This is a genomic window from Allorhizobium borbori (assembly GCF_014196535.1).
Classification (GTDB): Bacteria; Pseudomonadota; Alphaproteobacteria; order Rhizobiales; family Rhizobiaceae; genus Ectorhizobium; species Ectorhizobium borbori.
Genome location: NZ_JACIDU010000002.1, coordinates 303,469 through 327,566, shown reverse-complemented (window position 1 = coordinate 327,566; position 24,098 = coordinate 303,469). Strand labels below are relative to the sequence as shown.

Here is a 24,098-nt window from a genome sequence, read left to right as displayed (position 1 = left end):
CTCCCGCCCTTCCTGTGTTCCGGAATGATCCGGAAATCAGCTCGCCATCGTCACGAAACGGGTTTCGAGATAGGCTTCGACGGCTTCCGAACCGCCTTCCGTGCCATAGCCCGAATCCTTCACGCCGCCGAAGGGGACTTCCGGCAGGGCAAGGCCGTTGTGATTGATGGTCAGCATGCCGGCCTCGACCTTCTGGCCGAGCACATGGGCCGTGTGGGTCGAGGTGGTGAACGCGTAGGAGGCCAGGCCGAAGGGCAGGCGGTTGGCTTCCGTCACGGCCTCATCCAGCGTCTTGAAACGGTTGACGATGGCGACCGGGCCGAAGGGTTCCTCGTTCATGATGCGTGCCGTGGTCGGCACATTGGCGAGAACCGTCGGCTCGAAGAAATAGCCCTTGTTGCCAATGCGGCGGCCACCGGTCTTCAGCGTCGCGCCGTGGGCAACGGCGTCGTTGATCAGACCTTCGAGGGCAGGAATGCGGCGCTCGTTGGCCAGCGGACCCATGACCGTTTCCGGATCGAGGCCGTTGCCGACCTTGGCGTCGGCCATGATCTTGGTGAAGCCCTCGGTGAAGCGGTCGGCCACGCCTTCCTGAACGAGGAAGCGGGTGGGGGAGACGCAGACCTGACCGGCATTGCGCAGCTTGGTCATGCCCATGACCGAAATCGCCTTTTCGACATCGGCGTCATCGAAGATCATCACCGGCGCATGGCCGCCGAGTTCCATCGTGGCGCGCTTCATGTGCAGGCCGGCGAGCGCGGCAAGCTGCTTGCCGACCGGCGTGGAGCCGGTGAAGGTGAGCTTGCGGATGACCGGATGAGCGATGAGGTATTCGGAGATTTCCGCCGGAATGCCGTAGACGAGGTTGACGACGCCTGCGGGAACGCCGGCATCGATGAAGCAGCGGATCATTTCAGCCGGCGAGGCCGGGGTTTCTTCCGGAGCCTTGACGATGATCGAGCAGCCGGTGGCGAGTGCGGCGGAAAGCTTGCGCACGACCTGGTTTACCGGGAAGTTCCACGGTGTGAAGGCTGCGACAGGGCCGATCGGAAACTTGATGGCCATCTGCGAGACGCCGGCAAAGCGCGGCGGAATGATCTGGCCATAGGTCCGGCGGGCTTCCTCGGCAAACCAGTCGATGACGTCGGCGGCGTTCGCCAGTTCGATCTTCGACTGCTCAAGCGGCTTGCCGTTTTCGAGCGTCATCAGAACGGCGATGTCGTCCTTGCGCTGGCGCAGGATGTCGGCGGCGCGGCGCATCAGCTTGGAGCGCTCGAAAGCCGAAGTTTCGCGCCAGATTTCGAAGCCCTTGGCGGCAGAGGCGAGCGCTGCATCGAGGTCGGCCTTTTCGGCGTGGGCAACGGTGCCGATCTTCTCTTCCGTGGCCGGGTCGAAAACGGGAAGCGTGCGGCCGCCGATGGCATCACGCCACTCGCCGTTGATGAGAAGCTTGACGTCAGGATAACTGGTCATGAGGGAACCCCTTTATGTTTCATTGGGCGGTCCGTGCGGATTGGGTCCGTCGGGCGGGCCGGGTGTGGCGAAATGCTAACGAAAAGCGTGGACCTGCTGACGCTGGTATGGGCGATAGGCCTTCGCGCTGTCGGGAATTGACCGATATATTGACGAAATTTCCGTGGCTTGCAACGGGCATGCGCTGAAAAAACACCGATGTGAAGATGCTCATGTCGTCACCTCCGCAGCTTGCGAGCTCTGCCAGAGCGCGTGGAAGTGGTGCACCGGTCCGTGGCCTGAGCCGACGGTGAGGTCGCCGGAACGCCGAACCGCTTCCGCCAGCCACGCTTTTGCCCGCGCGACGGCCTGCGCCGGTCTCGCGCCTTTGGCGAGTTCTGCGGCAATGGCCGAGGAGAGGGAGCAACCGGTGCCATGGGTGTTTTTCGTTTCGGTGCGCTCCGCCTCGAACCAGGTTTCGCCGTCCGGACCGATCAGGATGTCGGGGCTTGTCGCGCCGCCCAGATGCCCGCCCTTGACCAGCGCCATGGTCGGGCCGAGGGCCAGCAGCGCGCGGGCCTGCGCCGCCATTTCAGCGCGGCTTGTCGCCTCCGGTCGTCCGGCCAGGGCTGCTGCTTCCGGCAGGTTGGGTGTCACGAGCGTGGCAAGCGGCAGAAGCCTGGCTTTCAGCGTCTCGACCGCGTGCGGATCAAGGAGCGCGGCACCGCCCTTGGCGATCATCACGGGATCGAGCACCATCGGCAGGCCGCGATGGGGGGTGAGCGCATCGGCCACGGCCTCTGCGATTTCTGTGTTCGCGATCATGCCGATCTTCACGGCATCGACGCGCACATCGGCGAAGACAGCACGGATTTGCGCCGCCACGAACTCCGGCGGCAGAAGATGAACGGCGGAGACGCCCTGCGTATTCTGGGCCGTCAGCGCCGTCAGCGCAGCCATGCCGAAGGTGCCGCGCGCCGAGAAGGCCTTGAGATCGGCCTGAATGCCTGCGCCACCCGAGGGATCCGAGCCGGCGATGGAAAGAACGTTGCGGATCATGCGCGCGCCTCCGCAATGGCGCGGGCGAGACGGCGTGTCGCGCCTTCCGGGTCCGGCTGGCCGCAAATGGCCGAAACGACACACAGTCCGGCTGCTCCGGCTGCGAAGACCGGGCGGGCATGTTCGGCCTTCAGGCCGCCGATGGCGACCGACGGAACCGGTGCAGCGGCGATGATCTCGGTCAGGCCGGGAAAGCCGACCGGCTTGTTGTGACCGGGCTTGGTGGCGGTGGCGAACACCGGGCCGGCACCGACATAATCGGCGACGGCAGGATCGACGCCAGCGGCCAGATCGCGTGTGTGGACGGATATGCCGAGCACCATGTCGCGCCCGATCAGATGCCGGGCCTCGGCGGCCGTCATGTCGTCCTGCCCGATGTGCAGGCCATCGGCACGGATGGCGATGGCCGCCTCCACATCGTCGTTGACGATGAGGCCGACACCCGTTCCTGCGAGCGCTGCCTTCAGCGCCCGGCCGGTTTCGATCATGCGGGTGGTGTCGGCCTGCTTGTCGCGAAGCTGAACAACGGTTGCGCCGCCGGCGATGGCGGCGCGGGTGGTTTCCACCATGCCGTAACCGGCGCAGAGGTCCGGATCGAGCACGAGATAGAGCGAAAGGTCGAGGGCGTGTCTCATGCGGCTTCGACCCGTGCACGGGCTTCCAGTTCCGCCGGCGTCAAGGCCGCCAGCGCGTCGAGAAAACGCCAGCCGAAGGAGCCGGGGCCATCGGCGTCGGCGGCTGCGTTCTCACCGGCAACGGCGTAATGCACGAGTGCTGCCACGGTCGCCTCGAAAGCATCGGGCAGGACTGCGGCATAGGCGCCGACGAGGCAGGTGAGCGAGCAGCCAAGCGCGGTGACCTGCGGCATCAACGCCGAGCCGCCATGAATGCGCAGGGCGCGCGTGCCGTCCGTCACGAAATCGATTTCGCCGGTTACGGCCACGGTGCAGGTCTGTTTCAGCGCCAGCGAACGCGCGGCATTTTCGGCTGCGGCCACCGGGTCGGCGGCATCGGCGCCGCGTGTGGCGCTGGTTTCACCGCCAAGCACCATGATTTCAGAGGCATTGCCGCGGATGACGGTGGGAGAAAGCGCCAGAAGCTCGGCATTGGCGCGGCTGCGATAGGCGGTGGCGTAATGGGCGACGGGATCGAGCACCCAGGGGCGTCCAGCCGCATTGGCGCCTTCGGCGGCCAGTTTCATGCCCTCCACCCACAGCGGCGAGAGGGTGCCGATGTTTACGGTCAGCGCTGCTGCAATGCGGGCGAATTCGCCCGCTTCCTCCGGCGTGTGGATCATGGCGGGAGAGGCACCGGCGGCAAGCAGCGTGTTGGCGGCGATGTTCATGGCAACGAAGTTGGTGATGCAGTGAATGAGAGGCCGCGCGGCGCGCATGGCTTCAAGTGCTGCGCCCGGTGTGGTCGTGAGTGTGGTCGGTTCCGTCATTTCGCCCCTTTCAGGCGGGGGCGACCGGACGGGCTTGCGGCAGGGGGAACCCTCGAAGACCCGTCAGACTCCCTCCGCCGGCATTATCCGGTTCAGGTTCAAAGGGTGCTTCTCAGGCCATTCGTTCAGAAATGACCGCCCCTGTCTCAACGGGGCTTTTATTGCAGAGGCCGGGGCGCTTGTCACCCCCGGCCTTGCGGCTTCAATCTCAGAAGAACGCCTGAATGCCCGTCTGTGCACGGCCGAGGATCAGCGCGTGAACGTCATGCGTGCCCTCATAGGTGTTGACGGTTTCAAGGTTCTGGGCGTGGCGCATGACATGGTATTCGATCTGGATGCCGTTGCCGCCGTGCATGTCGCGGGCCTGCCGGGCGATGTCGAGCGCCTTGCCGCAATTGTTGCGCTTGATGATCGAGATCATCTCCGGCGCCATCTTGTCCTCGTCCATCAGGCGGCCGACGCGTAGCGAGGCCTGAAGACCCAGCGCGATTTCCGTCTGCATGTCCGCAAGCTTCTTCTGGTAAAGTTGCATGCCGGCCAGCGGCTTGTTGAACTGCTTGCGGTCAAGGCCATACTGGCGGGCGCGGTGCCAGCAATCTTCGGCCGCACCGAGCACGCCCCAGGAAATGCCGTAGCGGGCACGGTTGAGACAACCGAACGGACCCTTGAGGCCGGAGACGTTGGGCAGCAGCGCATCTTCGCCGACTTCGACACCGTCCATCACGATTTCGCCGGTGATCGAGGCGCGCAGCGAAAGCTTGCCGCCGATCTTGGGGGCCGAAAGACCCTTCATGCCCTTTTCGAGAATGAAGCCGCGAATGGCGCCGCCATGGGCTTCCGACTTGGCCCAGACAACGAAGACATCGGCGATGGGGGCGTTCGAAATCCACATCTTGGAGCCGCGCAGACGGTAGCCGCCCGCGATCTTTTCAGCGCGGGTCTTCATGCCGCCCGGATCGGAGCCGGCATCCGGCTCGGTCAGGCCGAAGCAGCCGATGAGTTCGCCCGAAACGAGGCCCGGCAGATACTTGTCGCGCTGTTCTTCGGAACCGTAGGCGTAGATCGGATAGATGACCAGTGAGGACTGCACGCTCATCATCGAACGATAGCCGCTGTCGATACGCTCGACTTCACGGGCCACGAGACCGTAAGCGACATAGCTTGCGTCGGCTGCGCCGTATTTTTCCGGCAGCGTGACGCCGAGCAGGCCAGTCTGGCCCATCAGCTTGAAGAGGCCGGCATCCGTTTCCTCGTTCAGATAGGCCTCCTGCACGCGCGGCAGAAGCTCTGCTTCCGCGAAGGCCGAGGCGGAATCACGGATCATCCGCTCGTCTTCGGTCAGTTGTTCGTCCAGAAGAAAGGGATCTTCCCATTTAAACGGCGCCAGAGAGCTCAACTTCAATTCCTCCAGTAATGAGATGTGGCGCAAATATCCAAAAACCGGGGCGCGCCGACAAGCGATCTTTACTCATTTTGCTATTACATCTAATCATAGGTCATGAGCATTCTGAGCCGAAAACTCCTTCCTTCCACAAGCGCGCTGGCGGCCTTCGATTCGGTTGCCCGGCTCGGCAGCTTCTCGGCTGCGGCCGACGAGCTTTCGTTGACGCAAGGGGCGATCAGCCGGCAGATACAGACTTTGGAACAACAGCTCGGAGTGCAGCTTTTCGAGCGCACCAGCCGCGGCGTGGGGTTGACGCAGGCCGGCGGAACCTATGCGCGGGCCATTGCGGCAGCGCTTGCCGAAATCCGTTCGGCCTCGCTCAATGTCATGACGGGAATTCATAGCAACATGCTGAATCTCGCCATTTTACCCACCTTCGGCACCCGCTGGCTTTTGCCGCGCGTGCCGGGTTTTGTCGCCAGCCATCCGCAGATCACCTTCAACTTCGCCACCCGCATCGGCGTGTTCGATTTCGATCGCGACGGGCTCGATGCCGCGATCCATGTCGGCCAGCCGGACTGGCCGGGAGCGGATTGCACCTATCTGATGAGCGAGACTGTCGCGCCGGTGGCGAGCCCTGCCTTTCTGGCCGAAAACCCGATCCATTCGCCGGAAGACGTCGCGCGCCTGCCGCTTCTGCACATGGCCTCGCGGCCGGGTGCCTGGCGGCACTGGTTCGATCATGCCGGTCTTTCGACACCGCCGGCGCAGGGCATGCGCTTCGAACAGTTTTCCAACGTTGCGCAGGCTTGCATTGCCGGTCTCGGCGTGGCGCTGATGCCGCTTTTCCTGATCGATTCCGAGTTGAGAGCACGTCACCTCGTCATTGCCTGCGACCTGCCAGTGAAGAGTGCCAGCGCCTATTATCTGGCCGTGCCGCACAAGAAGGCCGGTTACGATCCGGTCATTCGCTTTCGCGACTGGTTGCTGGACGAGGTGGCGCGTTACCGGGCGCAGGAGGAAGTGCCGGCTTGGTGAGGGTCGTGAAGATTTCCTCTTGCCAAGCGAAGGAGAAGGGGAAAAGGTACGGACCTTCCTTTCCGAATCCGGACCTCTCCATGACTGACCGCTTTTCCGAGACTTATGGTTTCGCCCGCAGGGACGTGACACTGGCAAGCTGGCGGTTGCCGCCGTTTGCGCGCTTTTCCTTCCAGAATGTCGCGGAACTCGTGCCGTCCGCCCGCATCGAAGCTGTGCGGGAAGAGGTGGAAACGCCGGTTGAATCCGCTGCTTTTCTGGCTTCGCCGGTGGGTGTCGCCGGAGAGGCGGCGGCTACGGTTCAGGCCTATCTGGAAGACACGTTTACCGACAGTTTCGTGCTGATGAAAGACGGCCGGATCGTTGCCGAGTATTATGCACCGTGGTCTGGCCCGAACGCGCCGCATCTGGTGTTCTCGATCTCGAAATCGCTGACGGCCACGCTGCTCGGCATTCTCGAAGGACTGGGGCTTTTCGATCCCGCGCTTCCGGTCAGTCACTACATTCCGGAGGCGAAGGATAGCGCCTATGGCGACTGTTCATGCCGCAATGTGCTGGATATGCGCGTTTCGCTCGACTTCGAGGAAGCCTATCTCGATCCCGATGGTTCTTTCGCGCGCTATCGCCGCGCCATGCTTTGGAACCCGCCGGAACCGGGGGCAATCATCGAACCGTTGCTTGATTTTCTCTGCTCGCTGAAGAAGAAGCCGGGCGAAGATCACGGCGGTCCTTTCTATTACGTTTCGCCGAATGCCGACGTGCTCGGCCTTCTGGTCGAGCGGGCCTCGGGCAAGCGCTATGCCGAAGCCATGTCCGAACTGCTGTGGCAGCCGCTCGGCGCGAAGAACCATGCCATGATTACGGTCGACAGCGTTGGCACGCCGCGTTCGGCGGGGGGCGTGTCGGTCACGGCCCGCGATCTCGCCCGCGTCGGCGAACTGGTGCGCACTGGCGGCAAGGCCGGGGGCATGCAGGTTCTGCCGCAGTCATGGATCGCCGATATGTTCGAGAATGGCGACCCCGAGGCGTGGAAGCCGAATGGCGATGCGCTGATCACCAAAGGTCGTTACCGCAGCCAGTGGTATCAGTTCGGCGAGCCGGAGGGCGTGTTCTGCGCCATCGGCATTCACGGACAATGGCTTTATGTGGATCGTGCGAGCGGTACGGTTCTGGTCAAGCAATCCTCGCAGCCCAATCCGCTCGATGAGGGTTTGAAGGCCCGCAATCTTGCCTTCTACCGGGCCATGGCGGAGCGCACTTTCTGAGGCGGATCACGCGCGCCAAATAAATCCGCAGACGCTCTTGCGGCGTTTCCTTCGGCTGGCCTAGCATCTGCTCATCTCCTCTCCGCCGATCCCGGCGGGACTTTTAGAAATATCTCGGGAATTTTTCGATGGAACTGGTGTTCGACGGACATAATGATGTGCTTTTGCGGCTGTGGCAGACGCTTCGGGCCGGTGGCGATCCGATCGCTGAATTCGTCAACGGCACGACGAGCGGCCATATCGACGGGCCGCGTGCCAAAAAGGGCGGTCTGGCCGGCGGCATTTCCGCCATCTACATTCCTTCGGGCGATCTCGTGTTCAAGGCGCCGGACGCCAACGGGCATTATGCCACACCGCTGGCGGCCCCCCTCAAGCGCGAACCCTCGCTCGATACGGCGCTGGAGTTTGCCTCGATTGCGCTCAAGCTCGACCGCGTCGGTGCCTGGCGGCTTTGTCGCTCGACTGCCGATATTCGCAAAGCTTTCGAGGATGGTGTGTTCGCAGCCGTTCTGCATATGGAAGGCTGCGAGGCCATCGGGGAGGACCTGGCGGCGCTTGAGGTGTTTTATGCCGCCGGCCTGCGTTCGCTCGGCCCGGTGTGGAGCCGCCACAACATTTTCGGCCACGGCGTGCCTTTCGCCTATCCCATGTCGCCGGATACCGCGCCGGGACTGACGGATGCCGGTTTCGAACTGGTAAAGGCCTGCAACAAGCTTGGTATCGCCATCGACCTCGCCCATATCACCGAAAAGGGCTTCTGGGATGTGGCGAAGACCACCGACCAGCCGCTGATCGCCAGCCATTCCAATGCTCATGCGCTAACGCCGGTGGCCCGTAACCTGACGGACAGGCAGCTTGACGCCATCCGCGAAAGCCGCGGTATCGTGGGGCTGAACTATGCCACGACCATGCTGCGGGCCGACGGGCAGGAGAATGCGGCCACGCCGCTTTCCGACATGGTGCGGCATATCGACTATCTCGTGGAGCGCATGGGTATCGATTGCGTGGCGCTGGGTTCGGATTTCGACGGTGCGACAATTCCTGCGGATATCGCCGACGCGGCCGGCAACCAGAATCTGGTTGCGGCGCTCCGGAACGCGGGCTACGCTTCCGCCGATCTGAAAAAAATCTGCCGGGAAAACTGGTTACGGGTATTGGGCGCTGCCTGGTTTGAGTAATATGACTATACCTTTCCGGTTCTCACAATCCAAACAGGGGGAAATGAAAATGAACATGCTTTCCGGTAAAACAATGCGAATGCTGCTGGCTGGCGCTGGTGTCACCATGGTGATGTCCCTTGCGCCGCAGGCTTTTGCAGCGTCCCCGGCCGATACGCTGGTGATCGGCTTTGCCATTGACGACATCATTTCCATCGACCCGGCCGAAGCCTTCGAGCTTTCGACTGCCGAAGTGACGGCCAACAGCTACAATCTTCTCGTTCGCCTGAATCCGGACAAGACCTCGGAAGTGGTGAATGAGCTGGCCGATAGCTGGACCATTTCCGACGACAAGCTGACTTATACATTCAAGCTGAAACCGGGCCTGAAGTTCGCGTCCGGCAACCCGATCACCGCCGAAGACGTGGCCTATTCCTTCGAACGCGCCGTCAAGCTCGACAAGTCGCCCGCATTCCTTCTCACGCAGTTTGGCCTGACCGGCGACAACGTGACGGAAAAGGCCAAGGCCGCCGACGAGCTGACCTTTACGCTGACCGTCGACAAGCCCTATGCGCCGAGCTTCGTGCTCAACGTGCTGACTTCCACGGTCGCCTCGGTCGTTGACAAGAAGCTGGTCGTTTCCAAGGCCAAGCCGGTCACGCCGACCGCCGAATACAAGTATGACACCGACTTCGGCAACGAATTCCTGAAGACCGGTTATGCCGGTTCCGGCCCGTACAAGGTTCTGGCCTGGAAGGCCAATGAAGCCGTCGTCATGGAAGCCAATCCGAATTACTTCGGTGAAAAGCCGAAGTTGAAGCGCGTCATCTATCGCTACATGAAGGAAAGCGCCACGCAGCGCCTCGCCCTTGAAACCGGCGATATCGACATTGCGCGCAACCTGGAGCCGGGCGATCTGGCCGCTGTGAGCAAGAAGGACGGTCTTGCCACAACGTCTGCACCGAAGGGCACGATCTATTACATCAGCCTGAACCAGAAGAACGCCAACCTGGCCAAGCCGGAAGTGCGTGAAGCCTTCAAGTACCTGGTCGATTACGACGCCATCGGCGAAACCATCATCAAGGGCATCGGCGAAATCCATCAGACCTTCCTGCCGAAGGGCCAGCTTGGTGCGCTGAACGAAAACCCCTACAAGTTCGACGTGGCCAAGGCCAAGGAGCTGCTGGCGAAGGCCGGCCTGAAGGACGGCTTCACCGTTTCCTTCGACGTGCGCAACACGCAGCCGGTGACGGGCATTGCCGAAAGCTTCCAGCAGACGGCGGCGCAGGCCGGCATCAAGGTCGACATCATTCCGGGTGACGGCAAGCAGACGCTGACCAAGTATCGCGCCCGCCAGCACGATCTCTATATCGGCCAGTGGGGCTCGGACTATTTCGATCCGAACTCCAACGCCGAAACCTTCTCGTCGAACCCGAACAATGCCGACGATGCCAAGACCAAGACGCTGGCCTGGCGCAATGCCTGGGATATTCCGGAACTGACGAAGGAAACGCAGTCGGCGCTTCTGGAAACCGATGCCGCCAAGCGCGCTGCGATCTATGAAGACCTGCAGAAGAAGGTTCTGGCCGATGGTCCGTTCGTGAACATCTTCCAGCAGGTCGAAGTGGCCGGCTACAGCAAGAAGCTCAAGGGCTTCAAGCTTGGCCCGAGCTTCGACACCAACTTCGTGAACACGGTCTCCAAGGACTGATCGGAAAGATTGGCCTTGAGCACCGCAACACCCATCGTAAAGGGGAGGCACGGCAGAAGCCGTGCCTCTCGTCGCCTTTGGTCCGTTCTCGGGTTTCTGGTGACGGTCGTCACGACGTTTCTCGGCCTTTTGGCCATAACGTTCTTCATCGGTCGCGTCGTGCCGATCGATCCCGCGCTCGCCATTGTCGGCGACCGTGCACCTGCCCATGTCGTTGAGCGCGTTCGTGAGGAACTCGGCCTCAATCTGCCGCTGTGGCAGCAGTTCTTTATCTATCTCAAGCAGGCGTTGACAGGCGATTTCGGTACTTCGGTGCTGACGACCCATCCGGTGATGGAAGACATCAAGCGCGTGTTTCCGGCGACGGTCGAGCTTGCCACGGTCGGCACCATCATCGGCGCCATGTTCGGCGTGCCGCTCGGCGTGCTGGCCGCCGTGAAGCGCGGGTCGCTGATCGACCAACTGGTGCGGCTGATCGGCCTGATCGGCTATTCCGTGCCGATCTTCTGGCTTGGCCTGCTGTCGCTGGTGTTCTTCTACGCCAAGCTGCAATGGGTGGCTTTTCCGGGGCGTATCGATATCGTCTATGAATACACCTTCACGCCCGTGACCGGTTTCTTCCTGATCGATGCGATCATGCAGGGCGAGTGGGAAATCTTCTGGGACGTGTTCCGCCACATCATCCTGCCCGCGTCGCTTCTGGGCTATGTGTCGCTTGCCTATATCAGCCGCATGACGCGTTCCTTCATGCTCAACGAGTTGAGCCAGGAATATGTCATCGCCGCCCGTGCCAAGGGCCTGTCCGAAGCGCGGATCATCTGGTTCCACGCGCTGCGCAATGCCGCCGTGCCGCTGATTACCGTGATCGCGCTGTCCTATGCCAGCCTGCTGGAAGGTTCGGTTCTCACCGAAACCATCTTCTCCTGGCCGGGCCTTGGCCTCTACATTACCAATTCGTTGCAGAATGCCGACATGAATGCCGTTCTCGGCGGCACGATCATCATTGGCGCCGTGTTCATCGGCATCAATGTCCTGTCGGACATCCTGTACCGCTTGCTCGACCCGAGGACCAGCCGATGAGCGGAACCGTAAATAGCTCGCCTTCGCTGCGCGAATGGCTCCTGTCCGACCGCCCGGCTTCGCGGCGTCAGGCCCGGCTCGGCCGCGCCTATGTCATCTGGCGCCGGTTTTCGGAAAACCGGCTGGCGCTGGCCGGTCTTCTGATCATTCTGGGACTGATCGTCGTTGCGGTCTTCGCCGGTCAACTGGCACCGCATGATCCGACGCAGGGCGATCTGCGCTATGCCCGCCTGCTGCCGCCGGGCGCCGAAGGCTACATCCTCGGCACCGACGATCAGGGTCGCGATATTCTCTCGCGTCTCATCTACGGTTCGCGGTTGACGCTGATGGTCATCATTCTGGTGGCGATCATCGCCGCTCCCATCGGCCTTCTGGTCGGCACTGTCGCCGGCTATGCGGGCGGCTGGGTGGATGCTGTCCTGATGCGCATCACCGACATTTTCCTTGCCTTCCCCAAGCTCGTTCTGGCGCTGGCGCTGGTTGCGGCCCTCGGCCCCGGCATCGAGAACGCCATTCTTGCCATCGCCATCACCTCATGGCCGCCCTATGCGCGTATTGCGCGCGCCGAAACCATGACCTTCCGCAACTCGGACTTCATCCATGCGGTGAAGCTGATGGGCGCATCACCGATCCGGATCGTCACGCTGCATGTCATGCCGCTCTGCACCTCCTCGCTGGTGGTGCGGGTGACGCTCGACATGGCCGGCATTATCCTGATTGCCGCCGGTCTCGGCTTCCTCGGTCTCGGCGCCCAGCCGCCGCTGCCGGAATGGGGTGCGATGATCGCGTCCGGCCGTCGCTTCATTCTTGATCAATGGTGGGTCGCCGGCATGCCGGGCTTTGCCATCCTCGTCGTCAGCCTTGGCTTCAACCTGCTGGGGGATGGTCTGCGCGACGCGCTCGATCCGAAGGAGGCGGGACAATGACGCTTCTGACCGTCGATAATCTGAAAGTGACCTTCCCGACCCGCACGGGCCGGGTGGAGGCCGTGCGCGGCGTATCCTTCACGCTCGGCAAGGAGCGGCTCGGTATCGTGGGTGAGTCCGGTTCCGGCAAGTCGCAAACCGGTCGTGCCATCATGGGGCTGACGCCGTCGCAGGCGGAAATCACCGCCGATACGCTGCAATTTTCTGGTCTCGACCTGCTGAAGATCAGCCCCCGCGAGCGGCGCACACTCCGCGGCAAGCGGGTGGCGATGATCCTTCAGGACCCGAAATATTCGCTGAACCCGGTGATGACCATCGGCCGGCAGATTGTCGAGACGCTGAAGACGCATGAAGCGCTTTCGATGAAGGAGGCCCGCCAGCGGGCGCTCGCCATGCTGGAAGCGGTGCAGATCCGTGATCCGGAGCGCGTCTTCGACCTCTATCCGCACGAAGTTTCGGGCGGCATGGGGCAGCGCGCCATGATCGCCATGATGCTGGTCTGCGGGCCCGAACTGCTGATCGCCGATGAGCCGACCTCGGCGCTCGACGTGACGGTTCAGCTCGACGTGCTGAAAATCCTCGACAAGCTGGTGGCCGAACGCGGCATGGGGCTGATCTTCATTTCCCATGACCTGCGCCTCGTTTCCTCCTTCTGCGACCGCGTGCTCGTCATGTATGCGGGCAAGGTGGTGGAGGAACTGCCGTCCGCCGATCTCAGAAACGCGAAGCATCCCTATACCAAGGGGCTTCTCAACTGCCTGCCGACCATCGGTTCCGACCGCCATCCGCTGCCGGTTCTCGAACGTCAGGCGGAGTGGCGCCTATGACCGAACCCGCCGTTTCCGTCCGCGACATGCGGGTCATTTTCGATGAATATGTCGCCCTCAAGGATGTGAGCGTTTCTGTTCAGCCGAAGGAATCTTTCGGCATCGTTGGCGAGTCCGGCTCGGGCAAGTCGACGCTGCTGCGTGCGATTGCGGGGCTGAACAGCTTTGTTTCCGGTGACCTCAAGGTCAACGGCAAGAGCTATCCGGCCAAGGGGCGCGACAAGACATTCTATCGCACGGTGCAGATGGTGTTCCAGGACCCTTACGGTTCGCTCCATCCGCGCCAGACAGTAGACCGTTTGTTGCTGGAGCCGCTGGCAATCCATGGTTTCACCGACACCGAAGCCCGCATTGCGCGCGCGCTGGATGAGGTGGGGCTCGGTAACGGGTTCCGCTTCCGCTATTCGCACCAGCTTTCGGGTGGCCAGCGCCAGCGCATCGCCATTGCCCGTGCGCTGATTGTCGAGCCGAAGATCCTGCTGCTCGACGAGCCGACCTCGGCACTCGATGCGTCCATTCAGGCGGAAATCCTCAACCTGCTGGAACAGGCCCGTCGCGACCGCGACCTGACCTTCATCATGGTCAGTCACGATCTCGGCGTCATCAGTCACATGTGCGATCGTCTGGCGGTGATGAAGGGCGGCGAAGTGGTGGAGACCATTCTGCCGGAGGCATTGACAAGCCGCGCCTTTGAAGCCGATTACACACGTCAGCTTCTTGTCGCCAGCGAGGGTTTCCGGCGCGACTGATCTTTCCATGGAGTTTCGGGCATGCAACTCAGGGCGCTGATGTATTTCGACGAACTGGTGCGCACGAACTCCATGCGGGCGGCGGCGGAAAACCTGAACGTTGCGCCGACCGCCATCAGCCGGCAGATCGAAAACCTCGAATATCATTTCGGGGCACAGCTTGTCGAACGCTCCAACCGGGGCGTCAAGCTCACGGCGGCGGGAGAGCTTCTCGCCGCCCATGCCGGGCGCACTCTACGGGAACTCGAGCATGTTCACCGGCTGATCGATGATCTCAAGGGGCTGCAACGCGGCCATGTCTCGATCTATGCCAACGGCGCGGCGGTGGCGACGCTGATTGCACCGGTTCTGGCCGAGTTCTGCCTGAAATATCCGAAGCTGCGGTTCGAAGTGACGATCACCAGCGCGCGGGCGGCGGTGGAAGCGCTGGGCAGCGCCGAGGCCGATATCGCCGTTACGCTGTTTTCGCCGAAAATGTCAGGGGTCAAGGTGCGGATGCGCTCCGATATCCAGTACGACGCCATCATGCAGGCCACGCATCCGGCGGCGGGCCAATCTTCTATTACGCTGGCTGAACTGGCGGCCCTGCCGCTGGCGCTGCCGGACAAGAGTTTTGCCGCGCGGCAGGCTTTCGATGCGCTGTTTGCGGCAGAGGGTCTGTCGCTTGATCCCGTCTTCGTTACCGGCTCGCTGGAAATGCTGCGCGAACTGGTCTTGCGGGGTGCAGCGGTTACACTTTTGCCGGCGCTGACGGTGAAGCGCGAACTGGAAGCCGGGTTGATGGCGGCAGTGCCCGTCACCGAGGGCAAGGCCGTGCGGACGCCGGTGGAACTTTGCGTTGCGCCCGACAGGCCGCTATCCTTTGCGGCGAACAAGCTGGCCGATTTCATCGAACGCTTCATGCGCAAGGCCGGTGGCTGATGCGTGGTTCGTTCCCCCACCGGGGCTGATGTGAAACACCATGCTTTGACCGGCGCTCAAAGAGCCGGTTTCCTGTTGCGTGCGCCCTTACATTTCCTGTGGGCACCGGGGGTAATCTCGTGTAGCTGTTTCGGCTACGCGGGGCACACAAAATTGCGATTGTGTGTGCGCCAAACCAATGACACAGTTTCAGCAACGAAAGCCGAAAACGGCTGACAGGGAACAGCCGTTGCGGCAAACTGGAAGGGGCATGGCATGACCAGTGCAATGATTTCGACTTCGCGTGCATGGGTGAGGAATGCGGTTCTGGGCCTTGCGCTCGCCGTTTCCGGCGCCGGCGTTGCCGAAGCGGCCAAGACTTCGCTCGTGCTTGGCATGGCGGTCGAACCGGCCGGCCTCGATCCGACGGTTGCCGCACCTGTCGCCATCGGTCAGGTGACCTGGCAGAACATTTTCGAAGGACTGGTGACCATCGACCGCGACGGCAAGATCCAGCCGCAGCTTGCCAGGAGCTGGGACATTTCCGCCGATGGCCTGACCTACACGTTCAAGCTCCAGACCGGCGTGAAGTTCCATGATGGCGAGGCCTTCGACGCCGCTGTCGCGAAGGCGGCCATCGAGCGTGCCCGCGGCGCGGACTCCGTCAATCCGCAGAAGCGTTATTTCGCCACCATCGCAAGCGTCGAGGCCCCGGATGCGGAAACGCTGGTGCTCAAGCTTTCCAAGCCCACCGGCAGCCTTCTCTACTGGCTCGGCTGGCCGTCTTCCTCCATCGTCGGCACCAGGTCGGCCGCCGACAACAAGACGACACCGGTCGGCACCGGTCCGTTCAAGTTCAAGAGCTGGGCGAAGGGCGACAAGGTCGAGCTCGTCCGCAATCCGGACTACTGGAACAAGGACAAGGCCGCGAAGCTGGAAACCGCGACCTTCCGTTTCATTGCCGACCCGCAGGCGCAGGCCGCTGCGCTGAAATCGGGTGATGTGGATTCGTTCCCGGAATTCGGCGCACCTGAACTGATTGCGGATCTGGAAAAGGACGCCAAGCTTTCCGTCGTGATCGGCAATACCGAACTCAAGGTCGTGGCCGGCATGAACAATGCCCGCAAGCCCTTCGATGACCAGCGCGTGCGCCAGGCGCTTATGATGGCCGTGGATCGCGCCGCCGTGGTGGAGGGCGCATGGTCGGGCTTCGGCACGCCGATCGGCAGCCATTACACGCCGAACGATCCCGGCTATGTCGATCTGACCGGTGTCCATGCCTATGATGTCGACAAGGCCAAGGCGCTTTTGAAGGAAGCGGGCTATCCGAACGGCTTCACCTTCACCATCAAGGCACCCCAGATGCAGTATGCGCAGCGCTCCTCGCAGATCCTGCAGGCGCTGTTTGCCGAAATCGGCGTGACGATGAACATCGAGACGACCGAGTTTCCGGCCAAGTGGGTGTCGGATGTGTTCAAGGGCGGCGATTACGACATGACCATCGTGGCTCATGCCGAGCCGATGGATATCGATATCTATGCCCGCGATCCCTATTACTTCCACTACAAGAACCCGGCTTTCAACGATGTGCTGGCCAAGGTGCAGGCCACGTCCGACGCTGCGGAACAGGCGAAGCTATACGGCGAGGCGCAGACCATTCTGGCCAACGACGTGCCGGCGCTTTACCTCTTCGTGATGCCTAAGCTCGGCGTGTGGAACGCCAAGGTGAAGGGCCTCTGGGCCAACGAACCGATCCCGTCCAACGTGCTGAACGAAGTTCAGTGGGAGGACTGATCCAGCCGGCAAAGGGAAGGGGGCTTCTTTGAGGTCTTTGCCTGAGAGACCCTTCTCCCGCTGCCGCGGCCTTCTCTCCTCAAGGGGGGGAGGGAGGAACGCCGAAGCCTTCCGCTTTGTCCTTGCCGGAAGAGACTTTCCCATCGACCATGAAAACTGCTGAATGAGCGGGAAAACGGAATGATTGCGGTTCTGGCACGCCGGGCAGGCGGCCTCATCATCACGCTTCTGGCGGTGTCGTTCCTGATCTTCACGGTCATGGACGTGCTGCCGGGCGATCCCGCCGAAATCATGCTCGGCACCTCCGCAAGTCCCGATACGCTTGCGGCGCTGCGACGGGAAATGGGCCTCGATCTGCCCTTTCTCGTGCGCTATCTGCACTGGTTGGGTGGGGCGCTGACCGGCGATCTCGGGACGTCCTACACCTACGGTGTGCCGGTGGCGGGGCTGATTGGTGAGCGCTTGCAGGTCACGGTGCCGCTCGCCATCCTGGCGCTCGCCATTTCCATCGGGCTTGCCATTCCGCTCGGGGTTCTGGCGGCATCGCGCAAGAGCAGTGTTGCGGATTTTCTGGTCGGGCTTTTCTCGCATTTCAGCATTGCCGTACCCGGCTTCTGGGTGGGTCTCATTCTCATCATCGTTTTTGCCACCACGCTCGGCATCATGCCGGCTGGCGGGTTTCCGGGATGGGCGGCGGGGTTCTGGCCCGCTTTCAAGGCGCTCATCCTGCCAGCCGTGGCGCTCGGCCTGCCACAGGCGGGTGTGTTGACGCGGGTCACGCGCACCGCCGTTCTCGATGTGCTGGGAGAGGATTTTGTTCGCACTGCCCGCGCCAAGGGGCTGACACCGCGCGCGGCACTCTGGCTGCATGCCGTGCCGAATGCGCTGATCCCGGTCGTCACCATTCTCGGCCTGCAGTTTACCTTCCTCATTGCCGGCGCCGTGCTTGTTGAAAACGTGTTCAACCTGCCGGGGCTGGGGCGACTTGCCTATCAGGCGCTGGCGCAGCGTGACATCATCGTCATGCAGGATGTCGTCCTTTTCTTCTGCGCGTTCGTCATCCTTATGAACTTCGCGGTCGATATCGCCTATCTCTTCATCGATCCACGCCTGCGCAGGGAGGGTGGGGTATGAGCCTGTTCCGTTCCTTCTGCCGGCGTCCGCAATTGTGGCTGGGTGCTTTCGTCACCGCGCTTCTCTTCGCCGTGGCGCTTATCTCCCTCGTCTGGACACCGCTTTCACCGTCCAAGATGCAGATCGTCCACAAGCTCAAGGGCCCGTTCGACCATGGCCTGCTCGGCACCGACCAGTTCGGCCGGGACGTGGCCTCCATGCTGATGGTAGGTACGTGGAATTCGTTGTCCACCGCCCTGGCGGCTGTCATTATCGGTGGTGTTGCCGGCACGGCCATCGGCCTGTTCGCTGCCGCCCGGCAGGGGTTCGTGGAACAGCTTTTGATGCGCGTCTGCGACGTGATCTTTGCGGTGCCGCCCATTCTTTCGGCCATGATGCTCGGGGCGTTTCTGGGGGCGGGGCGGTTCACCGCCATCATCGCCATCGCCACCTTCATGGTGCCGGTCTTTGCCCGTGTCGTGCTGGGATCGGCCCGGCAGATCTGGGCGCGGGATTATGTGACGGCGGCGCAGAGTATAGGCAAGCGCCCGCTCGGCATCACGCTGGTGCATATCCTGCCGAATGTCGCAGGCCAGATCATCGTGCAGACGGCGATCCAGCTCGGTCTTGCGATCCTGACGGAAGCGGGCCTTTCCTTCCTCGGGCTCGGCATGGCACCGCCGGCACCAAGCTGGGGGCGGATGCTGGCGGATTCACAGACCTATCTCGGTCTCGCGCCCTGGCTCGCCATTCTGCCCGGCCTTTCCATCGCGCTGGCCGTCTTTGGTCTCAACATGCTGGGCGATGGCCTGCGCGATGTGATCGATCCGCGTGCCGAGAGCGGATGAGCCTGCCCTTTCCTTCGCCCTTTCCCTTTTGCATTCGAAGAAGACCATTGCCATGGACGATCTGATTTCCCTTTCCATCAAGGACCTGTTGCAGCATTACGAGGCCGGCACGCTTTCCCCCTTCGAATACTGGCAGGCGGTTGAAAAGCGCATCGACGCCTTCGAACCGCATGTGCAGGCGCTTTATGCCTATGATCCCGAAGAAGCCCGCAGGCAGGCGGCGGAGTCCACCGAACGCTGGGCGCGTCGCGCGCCGCTTGGCCCGCTTGATGGCATTCCGGTTTCGGTGAAGGAACTGGTGGCGACGAAGGGCGTGCCGGTGCCGCTCGGCACCGCGGCGACGGAGAAGGTGCCGGCCACCGAAGATGCGCCGGCCGCCGCACGGCTGCGGGAAGACGGTGCGGTGATCTTCGCCAAGACCACCTGCCCGGATTACGGCATGTTGTCCTCCGGCCTGTCGAGCTTTCACAACCTTTCCCGCAACCCGTGGAAGCTTTCGGAAAATCCGGGCGGTTCGAGTGCCGGTGCGGCCTCTGCCGGGGCAGCGGGCTTCGGGCCGCTGCATATCGGCACGGATATCGGCGGTTCGGTCAGGCTTCCCGCCGGCTGGACCGGTCTTTTCGGTTTCAAGCCCAGCCAGGGTCGCATTCCCGTCGATCCCTATTATCCCGGTCGCTGCGCCGGGCCAATGACGCGCACGGTGGAAGATGCGGCGTGGTCGATGTTTACGCTTGCCCGGCCCGACTGGCGCGACGCCACCAGCCTGCCGCCGGAAGAGATCGACTGGACCGACCTTTCCACCAATGTGCGCGGCCTGAAGATCGGCCTGATGCTGGAGCCGGGCTGCGGTCTGCCGCTGGACCCTGAGGTGCGTGAAGCGGTGGAGAAGGCAGCGCTTCGCTTCGAAAAGGCCGGCGCCATCATCATTCCCGTCGATCCCGTTCTGACGCGCGAGATGCTCGACGGTCTCGACAAGTTCTGGCGGGCTAAGTTCTGGGGCGATATCGAGGGACTTTCCGACGAACGCAAGGCGTCAATCCTGCCCTATATTCTCGACTGGGCGCGCGGCGGGGCGGATGTGACCGGCGTCGAGGCAGCACGCGGTTTCAACCGTATGCTGGAGATGCGCCGGGCGGCTAGCGTGCTCTTTACCAGCATTGATGCGCTGCTGTCGCCGGTCAATCCCATCGTGTCCTACCCGGCGGACTGGGCCTCGCCCACCAACGATCCGGCGCTGCCCTTCGAACATATCGCCTACACCGTACCGTGGAATATGTCGGATCAGCCGGCGGCGTCCATCAATTGCGGTTTCTCCAAATCCGGCATGCCCATCGGTCTGCAGATCGTCGGTCCGCGTTTTGCGGATCTTGCGGTTCTCCAGCTTTCGCGTCTTTACGAAAGCTGGGGCGGTGGGGTGAAGACCTGGCCGGAACCGCCGGTTGCCTGAGGGGCTGCGGCTTTCTGTCACTCTGGCGGAACCGGAACGCCGATGAAACGTTTCGTTCCCATGGACAAAGGAGATTACCATGGCATCTGAAAACGACCTTCAGCAGCAGCTTGAGCAAATCCGCAAGGATGTGGCCGCGCTTGCCGAGACGATTGCGGCGCTTGCCGCCGGCAAGGCAGAGGAAGTGAAGGCGCAGGCCTACAGGGCGGGTAACGACGCGGCCGAGGCTTCGGTGCATGCGCTCGACGCGGCTCGCGACCAGGTTTGCGCCGTCCAGTCCGATCTTGAAGAGCGTATCCGGGCGAAGCCTCTCAAGGCGCTCGGAATTGCCGCCGGTCTCGGCTTCGTTCTGGCTGTGCTGACGCGGCGGGCATGATGGCCGATCTCTCGCGCCTTCTCGTTTCCGCCATGTCCCGCGATTATGGCGCGCTCGCCCGCCAGACGGGCCGCAACGCCGTACTCTATGCCGTTGTGGCCGTCTTGCTGCTGACGGCCTACGTCACCGGACTTGCGGCGCTCGCCATCTATCTCACGGAAATTGCCGGGGCGGCCATTGCTCTTTTGAGCATTGCCATCGGTGCGCTGGCGGCAGCCCTTGCCGTGCTGGCGGTGGTTATTTCGGCCAACCGGCGCGAACGCGAGCTGCAGCTTCTGCGCGAACAGCTTTTGCAGGAGCAGGCGTCCCGGCCGGGCAACCTTACCGGTTCGCTGCTTTCCATTCTGCCGGTGTTGACGCGGGGAAGCCCGTTCGTTTCGGTTTTTGTTGCCGCGCTGACGGCTTTTGCCGCCGGCTTTGCCGCGACATCGAAACGGAAGTAAGGGTGACAGGAATAAAAGGATCTCGGCGGCTTTTCAGCCGCCGAGTGCGCGTACAGTAACCGACGCGGCTTCCGAATCCGGTCCGAACTCGCCCTCTCCGGAAATACCGAGCAGTTCCTGCAGGCGGTTACGGGCCCGGCTGACGCGGCTCTTGATGGTGCCAACGGCGCAGCCACACACATCTGCCGCTTCCTCATAGGCAAAGCCCGCCGCACCCACGAGAAGGATCGCTTCGCGCTGGTCTTCCGGCAACTGGTCGAGCGCGCTTTTGAAATCGGCGAGATCCATATGGCCGTATTGCTCGGGATGGGTGGCGAGCGTGCTGGAAAACACGCCGTCCGTATCCTGAACCTCGCGACCGCGCTTGCGCATCTGGCTGTAGAACTCGTTGCGCAGAATGGTGAAGAGCCACGCCTTCATGTTGGTGCCCGGCGTGAAGCTGGCCTGGTTGGCCCAGGCCTTCATGATCGTGTCCTGCACCAGATCGTCGGCGCGGTCCTGCCGTCCGCTCAGCGAAACGGCGAAGGCGCGCAGGTTGGGCAGGGTTGCCAAAAGCGTGCGCTTGAAGCTCCGGTCGTCTTCTTTGCCCTTTTCCGTCATGTCTTTTCCGTCGGCTGGGCTTTGCGTTCGGCTGCATCGAGCCGTTCGAGGAGGTCGAGGAACCGGTCGGGAATGGCCTCTTCCTGAAGTGCACCGTAATAGTCGCGCAACTTTCGTGAGATGGAGGCATTCGGATCAAGGCCGGTGAAGCCGGCATGACTGCCTTCGGCTTCCGTTGGGTGTCCGGGCTTCTTGCTTGTTTCTGTCATCATTCAATCCGCATTTCACGTCGCTTTCGAAACGTGCCTTCTTAAAAAAAGTTCCACGCGTCCGGAACTTTTTTTCCGGCCCTGCGTTCTGGTTTCCGACATCTAGCATGCCGGATGAAAGGAAATCGCATGTCGCTCACTGCCCGCGTTGCCTCCCATCTTCCCTATCTGCGTCGCTATGCGCGCGCCGTGACGGGTTCCCAGACATCGGGAGACGCCTATGTGGCCGCCGTTCTGGAAGCGTTGATCGCGGATCTTTCGATCTTTCCCGAAACATCCGGAGATCGTGTTTCCCTCTACAAACTCTTCGTCGCGCTGTTCGGTTCCGTCAATGTGGAGATCGTTCCGCAGGAAACGCCTTATGCCTGGGAGCGGCGGGCGATCGACAATCTCTCGGTGTTGCCGACCCAGGCGCGCCACGCTTTCCTGCTTGCCTCCGTCGAAGGCTTCTCTATGCCGGAAGTGGCCGAGATCCTGAGCGTGGATGAAGGCCGCGTGCGGGTGCTGCTCAACGACGCCTCGCAGGAGATTTCCCGCCAGGTGGCAACGGACATCATGATTATCGAGGATGAGCCGCTGATTGCCCTCGACATCGAACAGATGGTGCTCGATATCGGTCACCGTGTGACTGGCATCGCCCGTACCCAAAAAGAAGCGGTGGCGCTTTTTGCCAAGACGAAGCCCAAGATGATTCTCGCCGATATCCAGTTGGCTGACGGCAGTTCCGGCATCGATGCGGTGAACGAAATTCTCGCGAGCGCCAGCGTTCCCGTGATCTTCATCACCGCCTTCCCGGAACGGCTCCTGACCGGTGAACGACCGGAGCCGGCCTTCCTCGTGACCAAGCCGTTCAATCCGGACATGGTCAAGGCGCTGATCAGTCAGGCGCTGTTCTTCAATGAGGCGGTGAAGGAAGAGGCTGCCTGATCTTCAACCGACGGAACGATTGAGCTGGCAAGGCGTTATACCTCCATCAAACCCGGAAGGAGCGTATCATGCTTTACTACTCTCTCGTTTTTCTGATTGTGGCGCTGGTTGCCGGCGTTCTCGGTTTCGGCGGTATTGCCGGTGCAGCCGCCGGTATCGCGAAGATCCTGTTCTTTGTGTTCCTCGTGCTTCTGGTCCTGTCGGTGATCGCCGGCCGGTTCAGAAAGGTTTAACGCTACGGCGGCAGGATCGCCGGAAATATGTGAGGCGGACGGAAGGTGCGTTGTGCACCTTCCGTCTGTGTTCGAAGAGTAGTTCAGCGGAGATCGGGCATGTCAGAAGGGCTGATATGGACCAAGCCCTTTCCAAGGGAAGACAGGCTCAGGGAATATGTGATTCCCGGTCTGGTTGATCTCAAGTTGTGTTTTATCGTGCAGGGTCCTTCGGGCGATATTGTTTATATCGCCAATGTTCCTTCTCCCTGGCGGCTGGCCTTTGACGGCGAACCGGACATGGCCGGCATTTTCGGGCTCGAAATTGCCGAACGCCTGGCACGCGCCAAGGATCGGCTGGTTGCGGTCGGGGACCGTGCTGTGGTCGAAATCATGGCCGGTGCCGAGCAGATTTTCGAATTTCGCATCCAGGCTGTCGCGGCCGGCGACGACGAGGTGCACCATTTGACGACGCTGGTGGATCGTTCCGATGAGCGCCATCGCGAACGCCTGTTGAAAGCGTTGCTGCGCGAGGTAAGCCACCGCTCGAAGAACCTGCTTGCCATTATCCAGAGCCTTGCGCTTCAGACGGCGCGCCACTCCCGTTCGCTGGATTTCTTTCTGCAGAAATTTCGTGGACGGCTCTATTCACTGGCGCAATCGCAGGATCTCATCACGGATTCAAGCTGGCGTGGTGCCGGTCTTTTCTCGCTCATACGCCAGCAGACGGAAAAATATCTGCCTGAAAACAGCGATCTCGTGCAGATAGAGGGCGAGGACCTGATGCTGACGCCGAACGCGGCACTGCATATCGGGCTGGCCCTGCACGAACTGGTGGTCAATGCCGTCATTCATGGCGGGCTGCTGGTCAACGGCAAGCCCGTTGTCGTCACCTGTCGCCAGCTCGAGACGGAGGACGGGGCGAGCATCGAGATCGTCTGGGAGGAGCCGCTTTCGCCGGCGGCGCGACTGGCGCTGGAAAACAGCGAGGCGCATTTCGGCAGCACCGTTCTGGAACGCGTTGTGCCGGCTTCGGTCAACGGCAAGGCGGAATACAATGTTGGCGGCGAGCTTATTCGCTACGTCATTTGTTTTCCGGTCGAGGCGGCGGAATAGATCTGCTTTCAGCACATGAAA

The 24,098-nt window shown here is 62.0% G+C and carries 25 protein-coding genes and 1 riboswitch; of the genes, 18 read left to right on the top strand and 7 right to left on the bottom strand.

What is annotated here, in order from left to right; all coding sequences use genetic code 11:
- Positions 1 to 36: 36 nt before the first annotated feature.
- The 5 genes from GGQ66_RS03595 to GGQ66_RS03575 form a co-directional block, all read right to left on the bottom strand.
- Positions 37 to 1,473, bottom strand: coding sequence for an NAD-dependent succinate-semialdehyde dehydrogenase (locus GGQ66_RS03595; protein WP_183789468.1), 1,437 nt, complete (start codon positions 1,471 to 1,473; stop codon positions 37 to 39).
- Positions 1,474 to 1,683: 210 nt separating this feature from the next.
- The gene (gene thiD, locus GGQ66_RS03590) at positions 1,684 to 2,511 is read right to left on the bottom strand and encodes a bifunctional hydroxymethylpyrimidine kinase/phosphomethylpyrimidine kinase (protein WP_183789466.1); all 828 of its coding nucleotides are present in this window, start codon (positions 2,509 to 2,511) and stop codon (positions 1,684 to 1,686) included.
- On the bottom strand, positions 2,508 to 3,146 hold the full coding sequence (gene thiE, locus GGQ66_RS03585) for a thiamine phosphate synthase (RefSeq protein WP_183789464.1): 639 nt from the start codon (positions 3,144 to 3,146) through the stop codon (positions 2,508 to 2,510). Before thiE ends, thiD begins: the two co-directional genes overlap by 4 nt.
- Entirely contained in the window at positions 3,143 to 3,955 is an 813-nt protein-coding gene (gene thiM, locus GGQ66_RS03580) for a hydroxyethylthiazole kinase (protein ID WP_183789462.1), read from the bottom strand. The genes thiE and thiM overlap by 4 nt, the downstream gene beginning before the upstream one ends.
- 52 nt (positions 3,956 to 4,007) lie before the next feature.
- Positions 4,008 to 4,108, bottom strand: a riboswitch (TPP riboswitch).
- A gap of 55 nt (positions 4,109 to 4,163) precedes the next feature.
- A complete protein-coding gene (locus GGQ66_RS03575; protein WP_183789460.1) occupies positions 4,164 to 5,351 on the bottom strand; it encodes an acyl-CoA dehydrogenase in 1,188 nt (395 codons plus the stop codon).
- A 102-nt stretch (positions 5,352 to 5,453) separates the two neighbouring features.
- On the opposite strand from GGQ66_RS03575, the gene GGQ66_RS03570 reads away from it, so the two are divergent.
- From GGQ66_RS03570 to GGQ66_RS03500, 15 genes are all read left to right on the top strand, one after another.
- Positions 5,454 to 6,377, top strand: coding sequence for a LysR family transcriptional regulator (locus GGQ66_RS03570; protein WP_183789458.1), 924 nt, complete (start codon positions 5,454 to 5,456; stop codon positions 6,375 to 6,377).
- 80 nt (positions 6,378 to 6,457) lie between these two features.
- A complete protein-coding gene (locus GGQ66_RS03565; RefSeq protein WP_183789456.1) occupies positions 6,458 to 7,642 on the top strand; it encodes a serine hydrolase domain-containing protein in 1,185 nt (394 codons plus the stop codon).
- A 128-nt stretch (positions 7,643 to 7,770) separates the two neighbouring features.
- The gene (locus tag GGQ66_RS03560; protein WP_183789454.1) at positions 7,771 to 8,820 is read left to right on the top strand and encodes a dipeptidase; all 1,050 of its coding nucleotides are present in this window, start codon (positions 7,771 to 7,773) and stop codon (positions 8,818 to 8,820) included.
- A 43-nt stretch (positions 8,821 to 8,863) separates the two neighbouring features.
- Positions 8,864 to 10,510: an ABC transporter substrate-binding protein gene (locus GGQ66_RS03555; RefSeq protein WP_183789452.1), complete on the top strand. Its 1,647-nt coding sequence runs from the start codon at positions 8,864 to 8,866 to the stop codon at positions 10,508 to 10,510.
- Positions 10,511 to 10,543: 33 nt separating this feature from the next.
- Positions 10,544 to 11,590, top strand: coding sequence for an ABC transporter permease (locus GGQ66_RS03550; RefSeq protein WP_370686283.1), 1,047 nt, complete (start codon positions 10,544 to 10,546; stop codon positions 11,588 to 11,590).
- Entirely contained in the window at positions 11,587 to 12,516 is a 930-nt protein-coding gene (locus tag GGQ66_RS03545) for an ABC transporter permease (RefSeq protein WP_183789448.1), read from the top strand. The genes GGQ66_RS03550 and GGQ66_RS03545 overlap by 4 nt, the downstream gene beginning before the upstream one ends.
- Positions 12,513 to 13,343, top strand: a complete 831-nt coding sequence (locus tag GGQ66_RS03540; protein ID WP_183789446.1) for an ABC transporter ATP-binding protein — start codon at positions 12,513 to 12,515, stop codon at positions 13,341 to 13,343. Before GGQ66_RS03545 ends, GGQ66_RS03540 begins: the two co-directional genes overlap by 4 nt.
- Positions 13,340 to 14,092 carry an ABC transporter ATP-binding protein gene (locus GGQ66_RS03535; RefSeq protein ID WP_237358771.1) on the top strand — a complete coding sequence of 251 codons (753 nt, stop codon included), beginning with the start codon at positions 13,340 to 13,342 and terminating at the stop codon, positions 14,090 to 14,092. Before GGQ66_RS03540 ends, GGQ66_RS03535 begins: the two co-directional genes overlap by 4 nt.
- Before the next feature lie 21 nt (positions 14,093 to 14,113).
- On the top strand, positions 14,114 to 15,013 hold the full coding sequence (locus GGQ66_RS03530) for a LysR substrate-binding domain-containing protein (RefSeq protein WP_183789444.1): 900 nt from the start codon (positions 14,114 to 14,116) through the stop codon (positions 15,011 to 15,013).
- Positions 15,014 to 15,268: 255 nt separating this feature from the next.
- Positions 15,269 to 16,786: an ABC transporter substrate-binding protein gene (locus GGQ66_RS03525; protein WP_183789441.1), complete on the top strand. Its 1,518-nt coding sequence runs from the start codon at positions 15,269 to 15,271 to the stop codon at positions 16,784 to 16,786.
- 180 nt (positions 16,787 to 16,966) lie between these two features.
- Positions 16,967 to 17,920, top strand: a complete 954-nt coding sequence (locus GGQ66_RS03520; protein WP_183789439.1) for an ABC transporter permease — start codon at positions 16,967 to 16,969, stop codon at positions 17,918 to 17,920.
- Positions 17,917 to 18,747, top strand: coding sequence for an ABC transporter permease (locus GGQ66_RS03515; RefSeq protein ID WP_183789438.1), 831 nt, complete (start codon positions 17,917 to 17,919; stop codon positions 18,745 to 18,747). Before GGQ66_RS03520 ends, GGQ66_RS03515 begins: the two co-directional genes overlap by 4 nt.
- Positions 18,748 to 18,799: 52 nt before the next feature.
- Positions 18,800 to 20,194 carry an amidase gene (locus tag GGQ66_RS03510; protein WP_183789435.1) on the top strand — a complete coding sequence of 465 codons (1,395 nt, stop codon included), beginning with the start codon at positions 18,800 to 18,802 and terminating at the stop codon, positions 20,192 to 20,194.
- A gap of 79 nt (positions 20,195 to 20,273) precedes the next feature.
- Entirely contained in the window at positions 20,274 to 20,570 is a 297-nt protein-coding gene (locus GGQ66_RS03505) for an ElaB/YgaM/YqjD family protein (protein WP_183789433.1), read from the top strand.
- Positions 20,570 to 21,013 (top strand): hypothetical protein, encoded by a 444-nt coding sequence (locus tag GGQ66_RS03500; protein ID WP_183789431.1) that lies wholly within the window; start codon positions 20,570 to 20,572, stop codon positions 21,011 to 21,013. The genes GGQ66_RS03505 and GGQ66_RS03500 overlap by 1 nt, the downstream gene beginning before the upstream one ends.
- 33 nt (positions 21,014 to 21,046) lie before the next feature.
- On the opposite strand, the gene GGQ66_RS03495 is transcribed toward GGQ66_RS03500, so the two are convergent.
- Positions 21,047 to 21,613 carry an RNA polymerase sigma factor gene (locus GGQ66_RS03495; protein WP_183789429.1) on the bottom strand — a complete coding sequence of 189 codons (567 nt, stop codon included), beginning with the start codon at positions 21,611 to 21,613 and terminating at the stop codon, positions 21,047 to 21,049.
- Entirely contained in the window at positions 21,610 to 21,822 is a 213-nt protein-coding gene (locus GGQ66_RS03490) for a NepR family anti-sigma factor (protein WP_183789428.1), read from the bottom strand. Before GGQ66_RS03490 ends, GGQ66_RS03495 begins: the two co-directional genes overlap by 4 nt.
- 129 nt (positions 21,823 to 21,951) lie before the next feature.
- Here GGQ66_RS03490 and GGQ66_RS03485 point away from each other — a divergent pair, with 129 nt between their 5' ends.
- The 3 genes from GGQ66_RS03485 (at position 21,952) to GGQ66_RS03475 (ending at position 24,077) form a co-directional block, all read left to right on the top strand.
- Positions 21,952 to 22,749, top strand: a complete 798-nt coding sequence (locus tag GGQ66_RS03485) for a response regulator (protein WP_183789426.1) — start codon at positions 21,952 to 21,954, stop codon at positions 22,747 to 22,749.
- Positions 22,750 to 22,817: 68 nt separating this feature from the next.
- A complete protein-coding gene (locus GGQ66_RS03480; protein WP_183789424.1) occupies positions 22,818 to 22,982 on the top strand; it encodes a DUF1328 family protein in 165 nt (54 codons plus the stop codon).
- Positions 22,983 to 23,081: 99 nt separating this feature from the next.
- A complete protein-coding gene (locus GGQ66_RS03475; RefSeq protein WP_183789422.1) occupies positions 23,082 to 24,077 on the top strand; it encodes a sensor histidine kinase in 996 nt (331 codons plus the stop codon).
- Positions 24,078 to 24,098 lie beyond the last annotated feature (21 nt).